Origin of the sequence: Micromonospora sp. NPDC049102, from assembly GCF_043197485.1 — a bacterium.
Lineage (GTDB): Bacteria > Actinomycetota > Actinomycetes > Mycobacteriales > Micromonosporaceae > Micromonospora.
This window is the reverse complement of record NZ_JBICTE010000007.1, coordinates 183,261-200,721: the sequence shown is the minus strand read 5'-3', so window position 1 is coordinate 200,721 and position 17,461 is coordinate 183,261. Positions and strand designations below refer to the sequence as shown.

The window sequence follows — 17,461 nt, the reverse complement described above, 5'->3', positions numbered from 1 at the left end:
CACGCTAGCGGTCGGACCGGTCAGACCCGCGCGGTGTCCCGGCGGAACAGCCGGGTCGCGCCGACACCGAAGGCCACGGTCCACAAGACCATGTTGGCCACACCGGCCATGCTCACGCCGGCGCCGGTCAGCGGGGCGCGGGCCAGCTCACCCATGCCGTACACCGGGGTGAACTTCGCGACCTGCTGAAGCACGTGCGGCAGCACCTCCACCGGCACGAACAGCCCGCCGAACATGGCGAGCACGGCCAGGATCGGCCCGATGAACTGCATGACGTTCTCGGCCGGCACCAGATAGCCGATGAACAGGCCGAACGCGGCGAAGACCAGCGAGCCGATCCACGCGGCCAGCCCGGCCAGCAGCCAGACGTCCAGCGGAAGGCGGACGCCGGCCGCCGCGCCCACCACGAACTCGATGACGACCGCGATCAGGCCGAGGGTCATCGCGGTGGCCACCTTCGTCGCCACGTACGCGGTCGGCCGCAGCGGGGTGAGCCGTAGCTGCCGGCTCCAACCCAACGCCCGCTCGGTGGCGACCGCGCCGCCCGCGCTTGTCGTCGCCACCATCGCCGCGTACACGGCGAGGCTGATCATGACGTACGCCGTCACGGGTCGGCCGTTGTCCAGGGTCTGCCCCCGCTGCGGCAGGCCGAAGATGAGGAAGAAGACGCCGGGCATGATCAGCGTGAAGGCGAGGGTACGACGGTTGCGCAGCACCCGGCGCACCTCGATGCCGAGGACGGCCGGGGCGAAGCCACCGAGGGCGGGCAGCCGGCGATCGGGCGGGGCGGGACGGTCGGCGCGAGTGGCGGCGGGGGTGGCCGGCAGGGTGGACATCTCAGGCTCCGATGCGCTCGGTGGTCAGGGCGAGGAAGGCGTCCTCGAGGTTGCGGGAGGTGATCTCCACGTCCCGGGCTGCGGTCCGGGTGAGCAGGTGACGGGCGATCGCGTCGGAGTCGCCGGTACGCACCAGCACGCTGTCGCCGCGCACCTCAACGGCGTCCACGCCGGGTAGCGCGGCGAGCACGGCCTGGTCCGCGCCGGGCAGGGTGGCCCGCACGGTACGACCGGCGGCCAGGTTCTTGATCTCCGCGGTGGTGCCGTCGGCGACGATCCGTCCCTGCCGGACCAGCACGATCCGGTCGGCGTACGCGTCCGCCTCGTCGAGGTAGTGGGTGGCGAAGATGACGGTCCTGCCGTCGCGGGCGTCGCGGCGCAGGGCCTGCCAGAAGTCCCGGCGGCCCTCGACGTCCATCCCCGTGGTCGGCTCGTCGAGGACCATCAGGTCCGGGTCCGGCAGCAGCGCCAACGCGAAGCGCAGCCGCTGCTGCTGACCGCCGGAGCACCGCCCGACGACCCGGTCGGCGATGTCGGCGATCCCGGCGCGCTCCAGCACCTCGGCGGCCGGCCGGGTGTGCCGGTAGAAGTGCGCGGTCATCCGTACCGTCTCGCCGACGGTGAGGTCCTTGAGCAGCCCACCGGTCTGGAGTACGGCGGCGACCCGACCCCGGGCCACCGCGTCGTCGGCGGTGCCGCCCAGGACGCGGACCGTGCCCGCGTCCGGACGGGCCAGGCCGAGCAGCATGTCGATGGTGGTGGTCTTGCCCGCCCCGTTGGGGCCGAGGAACGCCACCACCTCGCCGGGCTGCACCCGCAGGCTCAGCCCGTCGACCGCGGTGACCGTACCGAAGGTCTTGGTGAGGCCGTTCAGCTCGACGGCCGGATCCGTACTCGTCATGCCATAAATGCTCGGGTGTCGCGGACCTCGACTCCTGAAGCGGCCGTCATGTTCCGGCCGTGACATTTGTCAGGGGCGTGCCACGAGGAATTCCCAGCGCGGCACCGGGTAAGCGCGCCGCCGGACGCCGCGACACCGGGAGGACGCGATGGGTGCCACACCGCAGGGCCAGGTCGACACGGTCGTGCTGATCCACGGGCTCTGGATGACCCCGCGCAGCTGGGACGGGTGGGCCGACCGCTTCACCGAGCGCGGGATGCACGTGATCGCGCCGTCCTGGCCCGGGATGGACCGGTCCGTGGAGCAGTTGCGCGACGATCCGAGCCCGATCGCCGAGCAGAGCATGGCCACGATCGTCGCCCACTACGACCGGATCATCCGGGCGCTCCCACGACCACCGATCATCATGGGTCACTCGTTCGGTGGGCTGTTCGCCCAGGTCCTCGCCGACCGGGGGCTCGGCGCCGCGGTCGTGGGGGTGCACCCGGCGGCGATCAAGGGAGTACTCAAGGTGCCGCTGAGCCAGTTGCGCTCCGGCTTCCCGATCCTGCGCAACCCCGCCAACCGTGGCAAGGCCGTGCCGTTCACCCCGGACGACTTCGCCTACACCTTCGGCAACACGCTCAGCCGTGCGGAGTCCGACCGGGCCTGGCAGCGCTACGCCGTACCCGGCGCGGGACGGGTGTTCTTCGAGGGCGCGTTCGCCAACGTCGACCCGCGCTCACCCGCCCGCGTCGACACCGGACGCGTCGACCGGGCGCCGCTGCTGCTGATGGCCGGCGGGCAGGACCACGTGGTGCCGGCGTCGGTCGTCCGCGCCAACGCGGGGCTCTACCAGAAGTCCCGGGCGCTCACCGCGTACGAGGAGTTCCCCGACCGGTCGCACTTCACCGTCGGAGCGCCCGGCTGGGAGGCGATCGCCGACTACGCGCTGGACTGGGCGGTGCGGGCGGCGGCGCTGCCCCGGGAGGCGACGATCGCCAGCGAAACGCCCCGACGCTGATACCTGCCGACAGGTGATCTCAGCCAAGTCCGCCACCTTGACCGGCAGGGCAGCTCGACGTAGAGCGGTATGACACACAGGTCTAAATATTACTCTGTGTCATACCGCTCGCCGGCACCCACGGCCGCGGCTGCACACGTCGGAACGACGATCTGAGCGACGCGTGTCGCATGGCTCGCCCAGCCGGGGGTATGAGCCGAGGATGAGGGCGAGTTTTCGGCTCGGTCGGATCGCGGGGGTGCCGGTCGGCGTCAACTGGAGCGTTCTGGTCATCTTCGCGTTGATCGCGTGGGGGCTGGCCGCCAACCAGTTCCCCCGCTCGTACCCGGACCGCTCACCCGTGGCGTACACACTCGCGGGTCTGGCGGCGGCGGTGGTCTTCTTCGTCGGCCTGCTCGCCCACGAGGTGTCGCACGCCGTGGTGGCCAAGCGCAACGGGCTGACGGTCGACGGCATCACCCTGTGGCTGTTCGGCGGAGTGGCCGAGCTCAAGGGCGAGCCACGCGACCCCGGCGCGGAACTGCGCATCGCGGGTGTCGGCCCGCTGGTCAGCCTGCTGCTCGGGGCGTTCTTCGGCGCCATCGCGTTGCTGATCGCGCTCGCCGGGCAGGGTGGGCTGCTCTTCGGCGCGGTCGCGTGGCTGGCCGGTATCAGCGTGCTGCTGGCGATCTTCAACGTGTTGCCGGCAGCGCCGCTGGACGGTGGCCGGCTGCTGCGCGCCGCGGTGTGGAGGGCCACCGGCGACCGGACCCGGGCGTCCGTGGTCGCCGCACGGGCCGGCTGGGTCCTCGGCGCGCTGCTCATCGGCCTCGGGTTGTGGCAGTTCCTGTCCGGGGTCGGCTTCGGCGGGCTCTGGTTGGCGCTGATCGGCTGGTTCCTGATCGGCGCCGCCGGGATGGAGGAGCGGCAGGCCCGCACCGGAACCGCGCTGCGCGGAATCCGGGTCGTCGACGTGATGACGCCGCAGCCGCAGACCGCCTCGGCGGACATGACTGTCGCCGACTTCGTCGACCACTACCTCTTCGCGTACCGGCACTCGGCGCTGCCGCTGACCGAGCAGGGCCGTCCGAGCGGCCTGGTCACCGTCGACCGGGTGCGGGGCGTACCCGCCGAGCGACGGGCGTCGACCACGCTGGCCGAGGTGGCCTGCCGGGCCGACGAGCTGGTACTCGCCCAGCCGGGCGAACAGCTCAACGACCTGCTCCCCCGGCTCAGTGAATGCGCCGACGGCCGAGCGCTGGTGGTAGGCGACGACGGCCGCCTGACGGGAATCGTCTCCCCCAGCGACATCTCCCGCGCGGCCCAACGCGCCACCCTGCGCACCCCCGCCTCCTCGCGGTGATCATGAAGTTGTTGCGCCGACACGCCGCGCCCGGAGGCAACAACTTCATGATCACCGGGGGTCAGTGGGGGTTAGTGGGGGGGTCAGGGGGGGCAGTGGGGGGGCAGTGGGGGTTAGTGGGGGAAGTAGTGGTCTAGCTGGTTTGTGTGGAACTTTGCTTTGGGGTCCAGGGTGGTCAGCAGGGCTGTGAAGTCGGCGTGGCGGGGGTAGCGGGCGGCCAGCTCGGTCGGGTCGGTGACGAAGACCTTGCCCCAGTGGGGGCGCGGCGCGAACCGCGTTAGGCGCTCCTCCACCGCCGCCAGCACGGGCAGCACCGCGTCGGTGTCGGCGATCCAGGTGAAGTGGACGACGAAGCTGTCCCGCTGGTGGTTGGGGCTGAGCCACAGCTCGTCGGCGGCCACCGTCCGCAGCTCGCAGACGTGCAGGACCGGGGCGATCAGGTGCGCCACGTCGGCCAGCGCGGCGAGGGCGTCGGCCGCCGCGCTGCGCGGCAGGTGGTACTCGGACTGCAACTCGTCACCGCTGCTCGGGGTGAAGCCGAGCTTGAAGTGCGGCAGCCGCTCGTGCCACGGGCCCGGCTCGCCGAGTTGCGGGGTGCAGTTCTCCGACGGCATGCCGAGGACCGGGTGCCGGGGCTGGGCGGCGGCGGTGGTGCCGAGCCAGTCCGCCTCCGGGGGCGGCTGGTCCGCGAACTGCTTGCGCCAGACCTCCCGCAGTCGGGGCGTACGCCAGTCGGTGAAGACACTCACGCTGTACGCCGAGTCGAACGCCTCGTCCAACGCGTCGGGGTCGAGGTCGAGCCGTACGTACTGGCGCAGCTCGAAGGTCGGCACCAGGTCCAGGGTGACCCGGGTGACCAGGCCGAGCGCGCCGAGCCCCACCACCATCCCGGCGAACGTGTCGGTGTCGCGGTCGACCCGCAGCAGGTCGCCGTCGGCGGTGACCAGCTCCAGGCCGGCGACGGCGCTGGCCAGGTTGCCGTGGGTGGGGCCGGAGCCGTGGGTGGCGGTGGCCACCGCGCCGGCGACCGAGATGTGCGGCAGCGAGGCCATGTTGGCCAGGGCGTACCCCTGGGTGTGCAGGTGTCGGGCGAGGTCGCCGTAGCGCATCGCGCCGCTCACGGTGACCTGGGCGCGCTCGCGGTCCACCGCGACGCTCTCGGGCAGGCCGGCGAGGCTGACCAGGTCGCCGTCGGTGTCACCGAGGCGGTTGAAGGAGTGCCCGGTGCCCAGCGCGCGAACGCGCCGGCTGCCGGCGACGAGGCGGCGCAGCTCGTCGAGCGAGGTCGGCCGGTGGAACGCCCGGGCCGCGTAGCGGACGTTGCCGGCCCAGTTGCGGCGCGGCACCTCGGGAGCTGCGGTCGAGGTGGCGTTCGGTCCCGGGGTGGTCACGTGGCGGTCTCCCGATCGGTGGACTGCTGGTCGGCCAGGGCGGCGACGAGCGCGTCCAGAACCGTATCCGTCTGGGACGTGTTGTAACCACGTTGGGCGATCGGCAGACCGGCCGCGGTGGCTCGTTCGATCTCACCCCGGGCTGCCTGCCGGGCCGCCGCGTCGCCGGACAGCAGGGCGTCCTGGCCGCGCCGGATCAGCCGATCGACCCGGTCCATGGCATAACCGCGCAGGCCGACAGTGAGATCCGGGATGGCGAAGGCGGCGCGCCGCCGGGCGAGCAGGTCGACGAAGCGGTCTCCGGCATGCTGGGTGAGCGCTTCGGCCACCTGCTCGGGCTGCTCGCGGACCTGGTCGAGGACGAGCAGTTCGATGGCCGGCCGGCCGTCGAGCGGGTGTCGAGCCGTCACCAGCTCACGCGGCAGAGCCTGTGCCGGCACCAGCAACAGCCTCGGCGGCGTCGGGTAACCGTCGCGCCGAGGCGGCTCGTCGAGGACCACCGTCTCGACCTCGGCCCACCGGAACTCCCGGCGCAGACCGGGTCGTCGGATGCTGAGCCCGTCCGCGTGGATTCCGAACCGGAACGGCCGCAACGCGCTGACCAGCGCCACCGCGCCGAGCGCGATCGCGCCCACCGCGATGATCGTCCGTAGCAGGGCGCGGTCGCTGGGATAGACCAACAGAAGCACTCCACCGAGTACGCACACCAGGGCGAGCGCACGGGCTCCCCGATTCCGGCGCAATTCCACGCTCGGACCCCCGTTTCATGACCGTGGCGTAGGTCCCGACATCTTCCGCCGAACCGGGCACCAGGGACACCGGTCGATCGGGCACGGTTGTTCTCGTCGTCGTCGGGGAACCCTACGCCCATGAGCAGCTACCGTGATCCGGCCGCACGAGGTGACGTCTTCCCCTCCGAGGAGGAGCTGGACCCGACCGGCAGTGTGGTCGGGCAGGCCAGCGCGCCGCCGGGCGTCCGGCTGCCGAACCACCCGGGACCCACGCCCGGCCCCCGTCCGACACCCGCGCCCGCGCCCGCGCCGACGCCCGTACCTGCGCCCGGGCCACCGCCCCGCGAGCCGGTCGGCGAGTCGCGGTCGATCGTGACGCGGCACCTGGACGGGTCGGTCGAGGTGGTCACCGACCTCGACGGTGACGGCGTCGCCGACATCGTCCAGATCGACGTGGACGGTGACGGCGTACCGGACATCACCTATGTGGACAGTGACCGCGACGGCCGGCTGGACACCGTGCTGGGCGACCCGCGTCGGCACGCGCAGCACCGCGCCTGACCGGCCGTCCGGCTCACAGGTTCGCCAGCACCTCGCTCGCCACCAGGTCGAGGTGGTCCAGGTCGCCGAGGTCCAGCACCTGGAGGTAGATGCGCTGGCTGCCGATCTTCGCGTACCGGCCGATGGTGTCCAGGACCTCGTCGGGCGTACCGGCGACGCCGTTGGCCCGCAGCTCGTCCGCGTCGCGGCCGATGGCGGCGGCCCGGCTGGACACCTCGGCGTCGTTGCGGCCGCAGCAGAGCACGAGCGCGTTGGACCAGACCAGCTCCGCCGGGTCGCGGCCGATCTCGCCGCACGCCGCGCGGACACGGTCGAACTGCGCGGCCGAGTCCGCCGCCGACGCGAACGGCAGGTTGAACTCGTCCGCGTAGCGGGCGGCCAGCCGGGGCGTCCGCTTCGGCCCCATCCCGCCGAGCAGGATCGGAGGGCGGGGCTGCTGCACCGGCTTGGGCAGGGCCGGGGAGTCGCTGACCGGGTAGTACCGGCCCGGATGGCTGAACGTCTCGCCCGCCGGGGTGTCCCACATCCCGGTGATGATCGCGAGCTGCTCTTCGAGCCGGTCGAACCGCTCACCCAGGGCCGGGAACGGGATGCCGTACGCGGTGTGCTCGTCGCCGTACCAGCCGGTGCCGATGCCCAGCTCCACGCGACCGCCGCTCATCTGGTCCACCTGCGCCACCGTGATCGCCAGCGGGCCGGGCAGCCGGAAGGTGGCGGCGGTCATCAGCGTGCCGAGTCGGATGCGGCTGGTGTCACGGGCCAGTCCGGCCAGCGTGGTCCACGCGTCGGTGGGGCCGGGGTCGCCGCTCACCGAGCCCATCTTGAGGTAGTGGTCGGATCGGAAGAACGCGCCGAAGCCGGCGTCCTCGGCATGGCGCGCCACCGCGAGAAGCTGGTCGTACGTGGCACCCTGCTGGGGTTCGGTGAAGATCCGCAGTTCCATGCTCCGAGCATAGATAGCCGCCTCGGCTGCCGCTCCGGGACGGAGGTCACTGCCATATGCTTTGAAACGCATATGGCGACAGGGACGTATTGAGTCGGTGTCGACCGACGCCTTCACCGTCCTCGCCGAGCCCACCCGACGCCGGATCCTCGACGCGCTCCGCGACGCCGAAAGCAGCGTCAACGAGCTGGTCGACGGGCTCGGCATGAGTCAGCCAGTCGTCTCCAAACACCTGCGGGTGCTGCGCGAGGCCGGCTTCGTCTCCTGCCGGGTGGCCGCCCGGCAACGCATCTACCGCCTCGACCCCGGCCCGCTGCGAGCTGTCGACTGCTGGCTCGACCCGTACCGCGAGCTGTGGAGCCAGCACCTGGACGCCCTCGAACAGCACCTCGACAGTCAGGAGCAGTGAGATGGGCCTGACCCCGGCGCCGCCGTGCTCACGCTCGTCGACGGCGAGACCTCCGTGGAGCAGACTGCGGGGGTACGTCGAGCCGAGCCGCCCCACCTGCTGGAGTACACCTGGGGCGACGACCTGCTGCGCTGGGAGCTGACCCCACTGGGCGCCGGAACCCGGCTCACCCTGCGGCACACCGTCGCCGAGCGGGGCAGGCTGCCGATGGTCGCGGCCGGCTGGCACCTCTGCCTCGACGTGGCCGACCGGCTGCTCGACGGCGACCCGGTCGGCCCCATCCGCGGCGCCGAGGCAAAGGACTTCGGCTGGCCCGCACTGCGTGACGCGTACGCCGATCAGCTCGAAGCCGAGTGACCGGCGGCCCCGGTCAGACGTACGGCCGAGTGGCGTACGCGGTGCGCAGTGCGGCCAACCCGGCCGACTTCGGCGACAGGGTGCCCCACCCGGAGTTGAAGTAGTTGGTCCGGGCGATGAGGGGCCCACGCTCGGCGTTGAGCTGGGCGATCGCCGCCGGAACTGTGGCGATCCAGGCTGGCTGGTTGGGGATCTCGGCCGCGCGCACCCCGTACTCCGCGATGATCACCGGCCGGGACAGCGCCACCGGGCCGAGATCCGCCACCGCCCAGTCCTTCGTCCGGCGGAAGCGGGCCAGCGCGGTCTGCCCGACGGCCGTCGCGTAGGCGTTCCACTGGAGGTAGTCCAGCCGCGACATCAGTGACTCGGGGTGGGTGCGCTGGAAACACGCCCGGTCGAAGCCGCCCAGACCGACCGAGAAGGTCGTCCCGGTGGGCAGGGTCCGGGCCTTGAACCAGGTGACGATGTAGGTCACGGCCTGCACCGCCCGCGCGTCCGACTCGGCCCAGGTGTACGCCTTGCCGGCCTCGGTCGTGCCGAACTCGTGGTCGGTGTCCAACTCGGACGCGAGTTGGATGTTCACCCCGAAGCCGAGCGCCCGGTACTGCGACAGAGCACGCGCGAACAACCCGTCGCACTGGCCGTTGAGCACCTGGGTGTAGCCGTACGCCTTCGGCCAGGTGGTGCCGGGGCGCTGCTGGATCGTCATCGCCGGGGCCGGCACGGTGTAGGTGACGCCGTCCACGGTGAAGGTCTGCGGCCCGGCGTCGCCGGCGCCGTAGTGCTTCAACTCCAGCACCATGTTCATCTGCACGCCGGCCTTGCCCAGGTTGACCAGCCACGGCCGGTTGTAGCCCGGGAAGATGAAGCCGTCGGCGAAGCTGCGGTACTGGGTCAGCGAGCGGAAGTTGCCGCCGGCCATGTCGGCGGTGGGGTCGGCCCCGCCGGACAGGTAGTAGCCGCCGAGCACCGGTTGGCGCAGGCTGTAGTCGACACCGGTCGTCGCCGTGTTGCCGGCCGAGTCACGGACCTGGACGGTGACCCGGGGCATCACGCCACCGCCCGGTACACGGCCACGGAGCCGTTGTCGGAGACCCGGGTCCAGGTACGCCCGGAGTTGTCGGAGACGCTCACGGTGAGCGGGTCGATGACCGCGGTGACCTTGACCGGCGCGCTGCTGTTGCCCTGCGCGTCGGTGACCACGATGGTGACGGTCAGCGGTTTGGTGTCGGCGTCGGAGTACGTGACGGTCAGCAGCATCTGGTCACCCGGCGCGAAGACGGATGCGTTCAGGGCTGCGGTCGCGGTAGGAGCCGCCATGACAGGGCCTCTCTGCTTCGGTCGCCCGGTCGGACGCGCGGATGAGCGACGCCGGACAGGGCGGGGAGCCACGGTGCGTGGGGTTGTCGGGCACGTGGGCGACGCGCCGGTTGGGCGACGTCGCCCGCGATGGAGGGTGTCTCCGGAGAGTGGGGATGTGGCCCGACATCCGCTGTCTCCTCACCTGCCCCAAGCGTGCTCTACCAGGGGCTTTACCGTCTTGTCCGGTTAGCGACAAACGCCCCGGTGTCGGACCATGCGTCGGCCGTGGGGATAGCCGATCGAAAGCTCGCCGACAGCGCGTTGTGCTGGACTACCGGCGTGCCGCGAGCCGACGAGACGTGCCTGCACGACCTGGTGACCGAGCAGGCCGCCCGGATGCCCGACGCGGTGGCCGTGCTGGCCGACGACGGGGTGCTGCGCTACGCCGACCTGGTGGCCCGCGCCAACCACCTCGCCCATCGCCTGCGCGCTCGCGGGGTCGACGTGGACACTCCGGTCGGGGTCGTCGCCGAACGTGGGGTCCACCTGGTCGTCGCGCTGCTCGGGGTACTGGTCGCCGGCGGGGCGTACGTGCCGCTCGACCCGGACCTGCCCGCCGAGCGGCTGGGCTACCAGCTCGACGACGCCGATCCGCCGGTCGTGTTGGCGCAACGCCACCTGCTCGACCGGGTTCCCGGCGTCGACCCGGCGCGGTGGTGCCTCGTGGACGACGAGTCGACGCAGCCGGGGCCGACCACCCCACCGCCCCGGCGCGCCAGCCCGGACAGCCTCGCCTACATCATCTACACGTCCGGTTCGACGGGCCGACCCAAGGGCGTGTGCGTGCCACACCGGGGCATCGTCAACCGGATCCGCTGGATGCAGGACACCTACCGGCTACGCGCCGACGACGTGGTGCTGCAGAAGACCCCGTACGGCTTCGACGTGTCGGTCTGGGAGTTCTTCTGGCCGCTGGTCGCCGGGGCCCGGCTGGTGCTGGCCCGTCCGGGCGGGCACCGCGACCCCGCCTACCTGGCGGCGACGGTCGTCCAGCGGAACGTGACCACGCTGCACTTCGTGCCGACGATGCTGGCGCAGTTCCTGGCCGAACCCGACCTGCCGTCCATGCCGACGCTACGACGGGTGATGTGCAGCGGCGAGGCCCTGCCGGTCGCCCTGGCCCGGGAGGCGACCCGGCGGCTCCCGGGTGACCTGCACAACCTGTACGGCCCCACCGAGGCGTCGGTGGACGTCTCCGCACACCGGGTCCGGCCGCCACTGCACGGAACGAGCGTGCCGATCGGCGTCCCGATCGCCAACGTCAGCCTGCACGTGCTGGACGACCACCTGACCCCGACGCCCACCGGTGTCGTCGGCGAGCTGTACATCGGTGGGATCGGCCTGGCCCGCGGCTACCACCGTCGCCCGGCGTTGACGGCCGAGGTGTTCGTGCCCGACCCGGGCGGCTCCGGCCGGCTCTACCGCACCGGCGACCTGGCCCGCCGGCTACCCGACGGCGAGTTCGACTTCGTGGGCCGCCGTGACGGGCAGGTGAAGATCCGCGGCAACCGCGTCGAGCTGGGCGAGATCGAACAGACGCTGCTGGAGCACGAGGGGGTCCGCGAGGCGGCGGTGACCGTACGGCATCTCGCCTCCGGGCATCCCCAGCTGGTCGCGTACGTGGCCCCGCCCGGTTCCCCGGTGGACGAGCTGCGTGCCCGGCTGACCCGCCGGCTGCCCGACTACATGGTGCCCGCGCTGTTCGTGCACCTGGACCACCTCCCGGTCACACCGAGCGGCAAGACCGATCGTCGGGCGTTGCCCGCGCCACCCGACGACGGGCCGGAGCCGGTGGACCCACCGGCCGACGGCGTGCCGGCCCGACTGGCCGCGCTCTGGTCACAGGTGCTCGAGCGGGGCCGGGTGGGCCCCGACGACGACTTCTTCGCCCTGGGCGGTGACTCGGTGCTGGCCATACGGGTGGTGGCGCTGGCACGCCGGTCCGGACTCCGGTTGACCACCCGGCAGCTGTTCGCGTACCCGACGCTCACCGCGCTCACACCGCACGTCCAGGTGGCCGGTCCGACGCCGGAGCTGCGGGACGGCCCGCCGTTCGCGCTCTGCCCGGTCGACCCGGCGCTGCTGAGCGGTCCGCCGGGCGGTCCGGCGCGACCGGCCGACGGGTACCCGCTGACCCCCATGCAGGAGGGCATGCTCTTTCACACCCTGCTCTCCCCCGGCGCGGCGGACTACCTCCAGCAGCACGTCTACCGGCTGACCCGGCCGGTTGACGTGGCCGCGCTGGCGGACGCGTGGCGGGAGGCGGTACACCGGCATCCGGCGTTGCGCACGACCGTCCGGTGGGCGGACGTCGCCGAGCCGGTGCAGCTCGTCCACGAGGGGTACCCACCCGACGTGCGGGTGCTCGACGGGCCGGTCGACCTGCGACCACTGCTGGCCGACGAGCGCCACGCCGGGTTCGACCTGGGCGCCGCGCCGCCGGTACGGCTGACCCTCGTCCGCCGGGCGACAGGGGGCGTCGACCTCGTGCTGACCTTCCACCATCTGCTGCTCGACGGGTGGAGCCTGGCCATCCTGCTCGCCGAGGTGCTGGACGGGCGACGCGAGCCGGTGGTCCCGCCACGGCGGCACCTGCGCTGGCTGGCCGAGGCGGACCGGGCGACCGACCACTGGAAGCGGCTGCTCGCCGGCTTCGGGGTGCCCACCCCGCTGCCCCGACCGCCGGTGCCCGCGCCGGGCAGCGCCACCACCGCGGACTCCCCCGCCGTCGAACGGCAGGTGGGGTTGCCGGGCACCCGGGTGGCACGGCTGCCCCTCACCGACCGGCTGCGGGCCGCGCTGACCGGCCGCGCCGCCAGCGCCGGCGTGACGCCGTACGCCGTGACGCTCGGCGCGTGGGCGCTGGTCCTGGCCGGGTACGCCGACAGCGACGACGTGGTGGTCGGGGTGACGGTCGCCGGCCGACCCGACGACCTGCCCGGCGCGGACTCGATCGTCGGCCTGCTGATCAACACGGTGCCGTTACGGGTGCGGTTCGACCCCGACGCACCCTTCGCCGAGACGCTGCGGGCCGTGCAGGCCCAGCAGGTCGCCAGCCGGGAGTACGAACACCAGTCGCTGACCGACATCACCCGCACCAGCGACCTGTCACCGGGCACACCGCTGTTCCACAGCATCGTGGTCTTCCAGAACCACCCGCCCCTGCCGGCCGGACTGTCCCCGGTCGACGTGGTGGAGAGCACCGGCTACCCGTTGACCCTGGTGGTGGAACCGACCCCGGAGCTGGTGCTACGTCTGCTGATCGAGGACGAAGCGGTGAGCCCGGCCGAGGGCGGGCGGCTGTTGACCGACCTGCGCCGCGTCCTCGACGTCGTGACGGCCCAGCCGGACGCCACGACCGGCGAGGTGCGGGCCGCGCTCAGGGCCGGCTGAGCACCTCGTCGATCACCGTCAGCGCGCGCTCGACGTCCGCGCCGGTCACACCCGAATGGGTGACCGCCCGGACCCGGCCGTGCCCCAACTCGGCCAGGGCCACCCCCGCGGCGTGGGCCTCGGCGAGGAACCGCGCCCGGGTCAGCCGGTGCTCCGGCACCCGGAACATGACGATGTTGGTCTGCACCGACGCCGGATCGACCTCGATCCCGTCGATGGTGGCCAACCCGTCGGCGAGTCGGCGGGCGTTCGCGTGGTCCTCGGCGAGCCGGCCGTGTTCGCGGATCGCGATGATGCCGGCCGCCGCGATGACGCCGGCCTGGCGCATCCCACCGCCGAGCATCTTGCGGATCCGACGCACGCGCTCGATGACGTCGGCATCACCGACCACCATCGAGCCGATCGGCGCGCCGAGCCCCTTGGAGAGGCAGAACTGCACCGAATCGGCGTACCGGGCGATCTCCGCGACGTCGATGCCCGCGCCGACCGCCGCGTTGAAGATCCGCGCGCCGTCGAGGTGCACCGGCACGCCGCGCTCGTCGGCGAACCGGCGGACCTCGGCCAGGTAGGCCGTGGGCAGGATCTTGCCGCCGCAGCGGTTCTGCGTGTTCTCGAGGCAGATCAACGCGGGTACGGCGAACTGCGGGTCGTCGGGGTCGTCGGGGAACCCGGCGGCCAGGTCGCTCAGCAGCAGACGGCCATCGGGCTGGTTCGGCACCGGCTGGTAGGTCACGCCGCCGCAGACCGACGCGCCACCGGCCTCGTAGATGTAGATGTCGCTCTCCGCGCCCACGAGCATGGCCGCGCCGCGTGGCGCGTGCGTCATGATCGTCGCCAGGTTGGCCATCGTGCCGCTGGGGGTGAGGCACGCCGCCTGTTTGCCCAGCGTGGACGCGGCCAACTCCTCCAGCTCGCGGACGGTCGGGTCCTCGCCGTACACGTCGTCCCCGAGTGGGGCGCGGACCATCGCGTCGCGCATGGCCGGGGTGGGCAGGGTGAAGGTGTCGCTGCGCAGCTCGATCACGACACGTCCACCCGCACCGTGAGCAGGTCGCCGGCCTCGGCGAGGACGGCGAGCACCTGCGCGGCGTCGTCCCCGACGGCGATCAGGTGCCCCACCCGGTCGTACGCGTTCTCCGGCGGCCGGACCGGCGTGCCCGGGCCGGCCGTGACGGTCACCCCCCGTACTCCCGCGCAGCGGCTGGCCTCCTCCACCCCGTCCACGCCGGCGAGGGTGCCGGCGCGGTCGGCGGTGAGGAAGCGGATACCCGCGTACCCCTTGCTGGTCGGGGTGAGCGTCACCGGCAGGCCGGTCGCCGCGCGCAGTTGCGCGTCGAGCAGTTCCACACCCGTCGCGGCACGGATGAGCTCGGGGATCATCCCACCGGCCGGCCGCGGATTGATCTCGACCAGGGCCGGCCCGGCGGGCGTGAGCCGCACCTCGGTGTGTGTCGCGCCGACGCTCATGCCCACCGCCGTCAGCGCCCGGCGAACCAGGTCGGTCACCTCCGCGGCGGCCTCCGGTGGCAGCCCTGCCGGGAAGACGTGCTGCCGCTCCACGAAGTACGGCGGCGGGTCGACCCGCTTGTCGGTGATGCCCAGGCAGTGCTGGGTCTCGCCCGTGCCGAACAGCTCCACGCTCACCTCCGGTCCGTCGAGGTACGCCTCCACCAGGACCCGCCGGGCGGTGGGCAGGCCGCGCACGTTGTGGCGTACGGCGAGGACGCGCTCGGCCTGGGCGAGCGCCTCGGCGACGGTGGCGCAGAGCCGGACGCCGTTGGACCCGGAGTCGTCGACCGGCTTCACCACACACGGCAGGCCCGCCTGCTCGACCGCTGCCGCCACCCGAGCCGCGAGTGTCGCGGCCGGGCCCTCCTCGATGATCGCGTAGCGGGGTTGGCGCACCCCGGCGGCGTCCAGCGCCACCCGCAGCCGACCCTTGTCCCGGCAGGTCAGCACCGCGTCGACGGGGTTGCCGGGCAGCCCGAGCCAGCCGGTCAGCTCGGCCACCGCCGGGACGAAGAAGTCGCTCGTGCTCGTCACCCCGGCCAACTCCTCGCGGCGGTAGCGGGCGTGCACGAACGCGCGCAGCGCCGGCACCGACGCGGTGTCGCAGACCAGGACCTCGGCCCCCGTCTGAGCCAGTCCGGCGTACCGGGTCGGGTCGGCGGTCAGCAGCACCGGACGGAAGCCCAGGTCGGCGGCGCGGCGCAGGGCGAGCATCCCGGTGCCGGTGGTGTTGGACTCGACGAAGAGCAGGTGCCGCCGGTCGGCCGGCGGTGCGAGGGCCGCCCGCGACCACGACGTCACCACGGTGTCCGGCTCGACGACCGCCGGCTCGGCGGCCAGCGGCAGCGCGGTGAGCCCGGTGGCGGCCCAGTAGTCGTCGTCGTAGACGGTGTCGGCGTACCGGTCGCCACGGTCGGGGAAGATGCCGACCACCCGGCCACCGGGCGGGGTACGGCGGGCCACGTCGCACAGCACCCGGTAGACCGAGCCGGACGTGTTGCCGGCGAAGATCTGCTGCTCGCGGGCCAGCTCCCGGGTGGCCACGAACGCCTCGTGGTCGTTGAGCCAGTGCACCTCGTCGATCAGCCGGCGGTCCAGGTTCGCTGGCAGGAGGCTGTTGCCCAGACCGCTCTGGAGGCGGCCCGGCTGGTCCGGCTGACCGAACAGCATGCTGCCCACGCAGTCCACCCCGACGACCCACAGCTCGGGCAGGCGTCGGCGCAGCGCCCGGGAACTGCCGCAGAGCGACCCGCCGCTGCCCACCGAGCCGACCAGCACGTCGAACGGGCCGAGGTCGGCGAGCACCTCGTCGGCCAGCCACCGGTACGCACCGGGATTGTCCGGGTTGGTGTACTGCTGTGGCCAGAACGCCCCGGGCAGCCCGGCCAGCAGTTCCTGCAGCCGCTCGATCCGGGCGCTCTGCCACCCGTGCGAGGTCATCGCCGACACGACGTGCACCTCGCAGCCGAGGGCGCGCAGCTTCGCCAGGGTCACCCGGTCGATCCGGGGGTCGGTGACGATGTGCACCGGGTGCCCGAGCGAGCGGCCGACCAGGGCCACGCCGAGGGCCATGGTGCCCGACGAGCTCTCCACCACCGGGTCACCGTCGGCGAGCACACCGAGCCGACGCGCCTCGATGATCATCGCGCGGGCGACCCGGTCCTTCATCCCGTACAGGTTCTGCAGCTCCAGCTTCGCGTACACCTCGACGGCCGGCGTGTCGGGCATCCGCAGACGGACCAGCGGGGTGTGGCCGATGGCGTCGCGGATCGCATCGAAGCGCATCAGCCGCTCCCGGGAAGTTCGTCGGCGCCGAGCGACCGGTGCACGGTCACCTGGCCGGGCAGCGCGGCGCAGGCCAGGCGTACGTGGTCGATCTTCGCGGCGCGTTCCGGGTCGTCCTCGGCGAGCAGGACGCCGAGGGCGGTGCCGCTGTGCGCGATGACCAGGCCGTAACCCTCGACGTCGCGGCAGAGCCGGTGCACCACGTCGAAGTGCCGGCGCGGACGCAGCTTGCCGTTCAGGACGGCGCTGCGGGTGGCGACCCGGCCGACGGCGGGCAGGTCACCGGCGCGTACCGCCGCGGTGAGGGCGGTGAGCAGGTGGGCGTACTCCTGCTTGTCGGCGTCGTCGAACGGCTTGGGGATGCGGTTGAAGCGGATGGTGTCGACCGCGCCGCCCTCGTCGTGCGCCACCACGGTGAGCGGGGGCAGGACGCCGATCCTCTCCCGCAGCCGCACCTCCCGGTGGTAGAAGGCGACGATCCCGTCGTACATCACGCCGTCGGAGGGCTCGATCTGGCGCAGCAGCGACTCGATGGTGCGCTCGCTCAGCGGCATGCCGAACGCGTCCCCGACCGCCCGCGCGGTGGCCACCAGGTCCGCCGACGAGCTGGCGAAGCCCTTGCCCTCGGCCAGCTCGCCGCCCAGCTCCAGCACACCGCCGCCGGACAGGCCGAACAGCTCCATGATGGTGCCCGCCAGCCGGGCCGACTTGCGCTTGTGCCGGGGGAAGACGCGGATGTGGTCGAGGTCGTTCGTCGGCCAGAAGGTGGCGGTCGCCCACTGGGCCATCGGGAACGTCACCAGGAAGTCCCGGTCGGCGTCGGGCAGGACGCCCTGCAACAGCTCGCCGAAGGTGCCGAACGCCGTACCGACGCCGAGCCGGCCGGTGGCCGCCAGCAGCGCGTCCCGATCGGCCGTGCACGCCCCCTCGCCCATGTC

16 protein-coding genes are annotated in these 17,461 nt (G+C 72.7%); 6 read left to right on the top strand and 10 right to left on the bottom strand.

All coding sequences use genetic code 11. From position 1 onward, the window contains the following. Nucleotides 1-20 precede the first annotated feature (20 nt). Both ACGFH9_RS10770 and ACGFH9_RS10765 read right to left on the bottom strand, forming a co-directional pair. Nucleotides 21-836 (bottom strand): ABC transporter permease, encoded by an 816-nt coding sequence (locus tag ACGFH9_RS10770; RefSeq protein ID WP_393217336.1) that lies wholly within the window; start codon nucleotides 834-836, stop codon nucleotides 21-23. Between the two features lies 1 nt (nucleotide 837). Beyond that, on the bottom strand, nucleotides 838-1,737 hold the full coding sequence (locus ACGFH9_RS10765; protein ID WP_393217335.1) for an ABC transporter ATP-binding protein: 900 nt from the start codon (nucleotides 1,735-1,737) through the stop codon (nucleotides 838-840). Between the two features lie 148 nt (nucleotides 1,738-1,885). Here ACGFH9_RS10765 and ACGFH9_RS10760 point away from each other — a divergent pair, with 148 nt between their 5' ends. Together ACGFH9_RS10760 and ACGFH9_RS10755 are read left to right on the top strand one after the other, a co-directional pair. Beyond that, entirely contained in the window at nucleotides 1,886-2,740 is an 855-nt protein-coding gene (locus ACGFH9_RS10760; RefSeq protein ID WP_393217334.1) for an alpha/beta hydrolase, read from the top strand. Nucleotides 2,741-2,942: 202 nt separating this feature from the next. Beyond that, nucleotides 2,943-4,082 (top strand): site-2 protease family protein, encoded by a 1,140-nt coding sequence (locus tag ACGFH9_RS10755; RefSeq protein WP_393217333.1) that lies wholly within the window; start codon nucleotides 2,943-2,945, stop codon nucleotides 4,080-4,082. A 113-nt stretch (nucleotides 4,083-4,195) separates the two neighbouring features. Here the strand turns inward: ACGFH9_RS10755 and ACGFH9_RS10750 are convergent, their stop codons facing one another. Then, the gene (locus ACGFH9_RS10750; protein WP_393217332.1) at nucleotides 4,196-5,473 is read right to left on the bottom strand and encodes an FAD-binding protein; all 1,278 of its coding nucleotides are present in this window, start codon (nucleotides 5,471-5,473) and stop codon (nucleotides 4,196-4,198) included. Next, entirely contained in the window at nucleotides 5,470-6,222 is a 753-nt protein-coding gene (locus tag ACGFH9_RS10745) for a hypothetical protein (protein ID WP_393217331.1), read from the bottom strand. Before ACGFH9_RS10745 ends, ACGFH9_RS10750 begins: the two co-directional genes overlap by 4 nt. Nucleotides 6,223-6,342: 120 nt before the next feature. Between ACGFH9_RS10745 and ACGFH9_RS10740 the strand changes: the two genes are divergently transcribed. Further along, entirely contained in the window at nucleotides 6,343-6,765 is a 423-nt protein-coding gene (locus tag ACGFH9_RS10740; RefSeq protein ID WP_393217330.1) for a hypothetical protein, read from the top strand. A gap of 13 nt (nucleotides 6,766-6,778) precedes the next feature. On the opposite strand, the gene ACGFH9_RS10735 is transcribed toward ACGFH9_RS10740, so the two are convergent. After that, a complete protein-coding gene (locus ACGFH9_RS10735) occupies nucleotides 6,779-7,708 on the bottom strand; it encodes an LLM class F420-dependent oxidoreductase (RefSeq protein ID WP_393217329.1) in 930 nt (309 codons plus the stop codon). A gap of 97 nt (nucleotides 7,709-7,805) precedes the next feature. Here ACGFH9_RS10735 and ACGFH9_RS10730 point away from each other — a divergent pair, with 97 nt between their 5' ends. Further along, on the top strand, nucleotides 7,806-8,117 hold the full coding sequence (locus tag ACGFH9_RS10730; protein ID WP_393217328.1) for an ArsR/SmtB family transcription factor: 312 nt from the start codon (nucleotides 7,806-7,808) through the stop codon (nucleotides 8,115-8,117). Nucleotides 8,118-8,171: 54 nt separating this feature from the next. After that, nucleotides 8,172-8,474: an SRPBCC domain-containing protein gene (locus ACGFH9_RS10725; protein ID WP_393217327.1), complete on the top strand. Its 303-nt coding sequence runs from the start codon at nucleotides 8,172-8,174 to the stop codon at nucleotides 8,472-8,474. A gap of 13 nt (nucleotides 8,475-8,487) precedes the next feature. Here ACGFH9_RS10725 and ACGFH9_RS10720 read toward each other — a convergent pair whose 3' ends face one another. Both ACGFH9_RS10720 and ACGFH9_RS10715 read right to left on the bottom strand, forming a co-directional pair. Next, nucleotides 8,488-9,525, bottom strand: a complete 1,038-nt coding sequence (locus ACGFH9_RS10720; protein ID WP_393217326.1) for a hypothetical protein — start codon at nucleotides 9,523-9,525, stop codon at nucleotides 8,488-8,490. Continuing rightward, nucleotides 9,525-9,794 carry a hypothetical protein gene (locus ACGFH9_RS10715; RefSeq protein ID WP_355246326.1) on the bottom strand — a complete coding sequence of 90 codons (270 nt, stop codon included), beginning with the start codon at nucleotides 9,792-9,794 and terminating at the stop codon, nucleotides 9,525-9,527. The genes ACGFH9_RS10720 and ACGFH9_RS10715 overlap by 1 nt, the downstream gene beginning before the upstream one ends. Nucleotides 9,795-10,115: 321 nt before the next feature. Between ACGFH9_RS10715 and ACGFH9_RS10710 the strand changes: the two genes are divergently transcribed. Beyond that, on the top strand, nucleotides 10,116-13,229 hold the full coding sequence (locus ACGFH9_RS10710) for an amino acid adenylation domain-containing protein (RefSeq protein WP_393217325.1): 3,114 nt from the start codon (nucleotides 10,116-10,118) through the stop codon (nucleotides 13,227-13,229). On the opposite strand, the gene ltaE is transcribed toward ACGFH9_RS10710, so the two are convergent. The 3 genes from ltaE to ACGFH9_RS10695 are packed head-to-tail and all read right to left on the bottom strand — an operon-like array spanning nucleotide 13,216 to nucleotide 17,458. After that, nucleotides 13,216-14,253, bottom strand: a complete 1,038-nt coding sequence (ltaE, locus tag ACGFH9_RS10705) for a low-specificity L-threonine aldolase (RefSeq protein ID WP_393217324.1) — start codon at nucleotides 14,251-14,253, stop codon at nucleotides 13,216-13,218. The genes ACGFH9_RS10710 and ltaE overlap by 14 nt on opposite strands. After that, nucleotides 14,250-16,523 (bottom strand): pyridoxal-phosphate dependent enzyme, encoded by a 2,274-nt coding sequence (locus tag ACGFH9_RS10700; protein WP_393217323.1) that lies wholly within the window; start codon nucleotides 16,521-16,523, stop codon nucleotides 14,250-14,252. Before ACGFH9_RS10700 ends, ltaE begins: the two co-directional genes overlap by 4 nt. Beyond that, the gene (locus tag ACGFH9_RS10695; RefSeq protein ID WP_393217322.1) at nucleotides 16,523-17,458 is read right to left on the bottom strand and encodes a kinase; all 936 of its coding nucleotides are present in this window, start codon (nucleotides 17,456-17,458) and stop codon (nucleotides 16,523-16,525) included. Before ACGFH9_RS10695 ends, ACGFH9_RS10700 begins: the two co-directional genes overlap by 1 nt. Nucleotides 17,459-17,461: the final 3 nt, after the last annotated feature.

Coding starts and splice junctions, on each gene's coding strand:
- ACGFH9_RS10770 (WP_393217336.1), bottom strand. CDS start 836: ATGTCCACCCTGCCGGCCACCCCCGCCGCCACTCGCGCCGACCGTCCC.
- ACGFH9_RS10765 (WP_393217335.1), bottom strand. CDS start 1,737: ATGACGAGTACGGATCCGGCCGTCGAGCTGAACGGCCTCACCAAGACC.
- ACGFH9_RS10760 (WP_393217334.1), top strand. CDS start 1,886: ATGGGTGCCACACCGCAGGGCCAGGTCGACACGGTCGTGCTGATCCAC.
- ACGFH9_RS10755 (WP_393217333.1), top strand. CDS start 2,943: ATGAGGGCGAGTTTTCGGCTCGGTCGGATCGCGGGGGTGCCGGTCGGC.
- ACGFH9_RS10740 (WP_393217330.1), top strand. CDS start 6,343: ATGAGCAGCTACCGTGATCCGGCCGCACGAGGTGACGTCTTCCCCTCC.
- ACGFH9_RS10735 (WP_393217329.1), bottom strand. CDS start 7,708: ATGGAACTGCGGATCTTCACCGAACCCCAGCAGGGTGCCACGTACGAC.
- ACGFH9_RS10720 (WP_393217326.1), bottom strand. CDS start 9,525: ATGCCCCGGGTCACCGTCCAGGTCCGTGACTCGGCCGGCAACACGGCG.
- ACGFH9_RS10715 (WP_355246326.1), bottom strand. CDS start 9,794: ATGGCGGCTCCTACCGCGACCGCAGCCCTGAACGCATCCGTCTTCGCG.
- ACGFH9_RS10700 (WP_393217323.1), bottom strand. CDS start 16,523: ATGCGCTTCGATGCGATCCGCGACGCCATCGGCCACACCCCGCTGGTC.
- ACGFH9_RS10695 (WP_393217322.1), bottom strand. CDS start 17,458: ATGGGCGAGGGGGCGTGCACGGCCGATCGGGACGCGCTGCTGGCGGCC.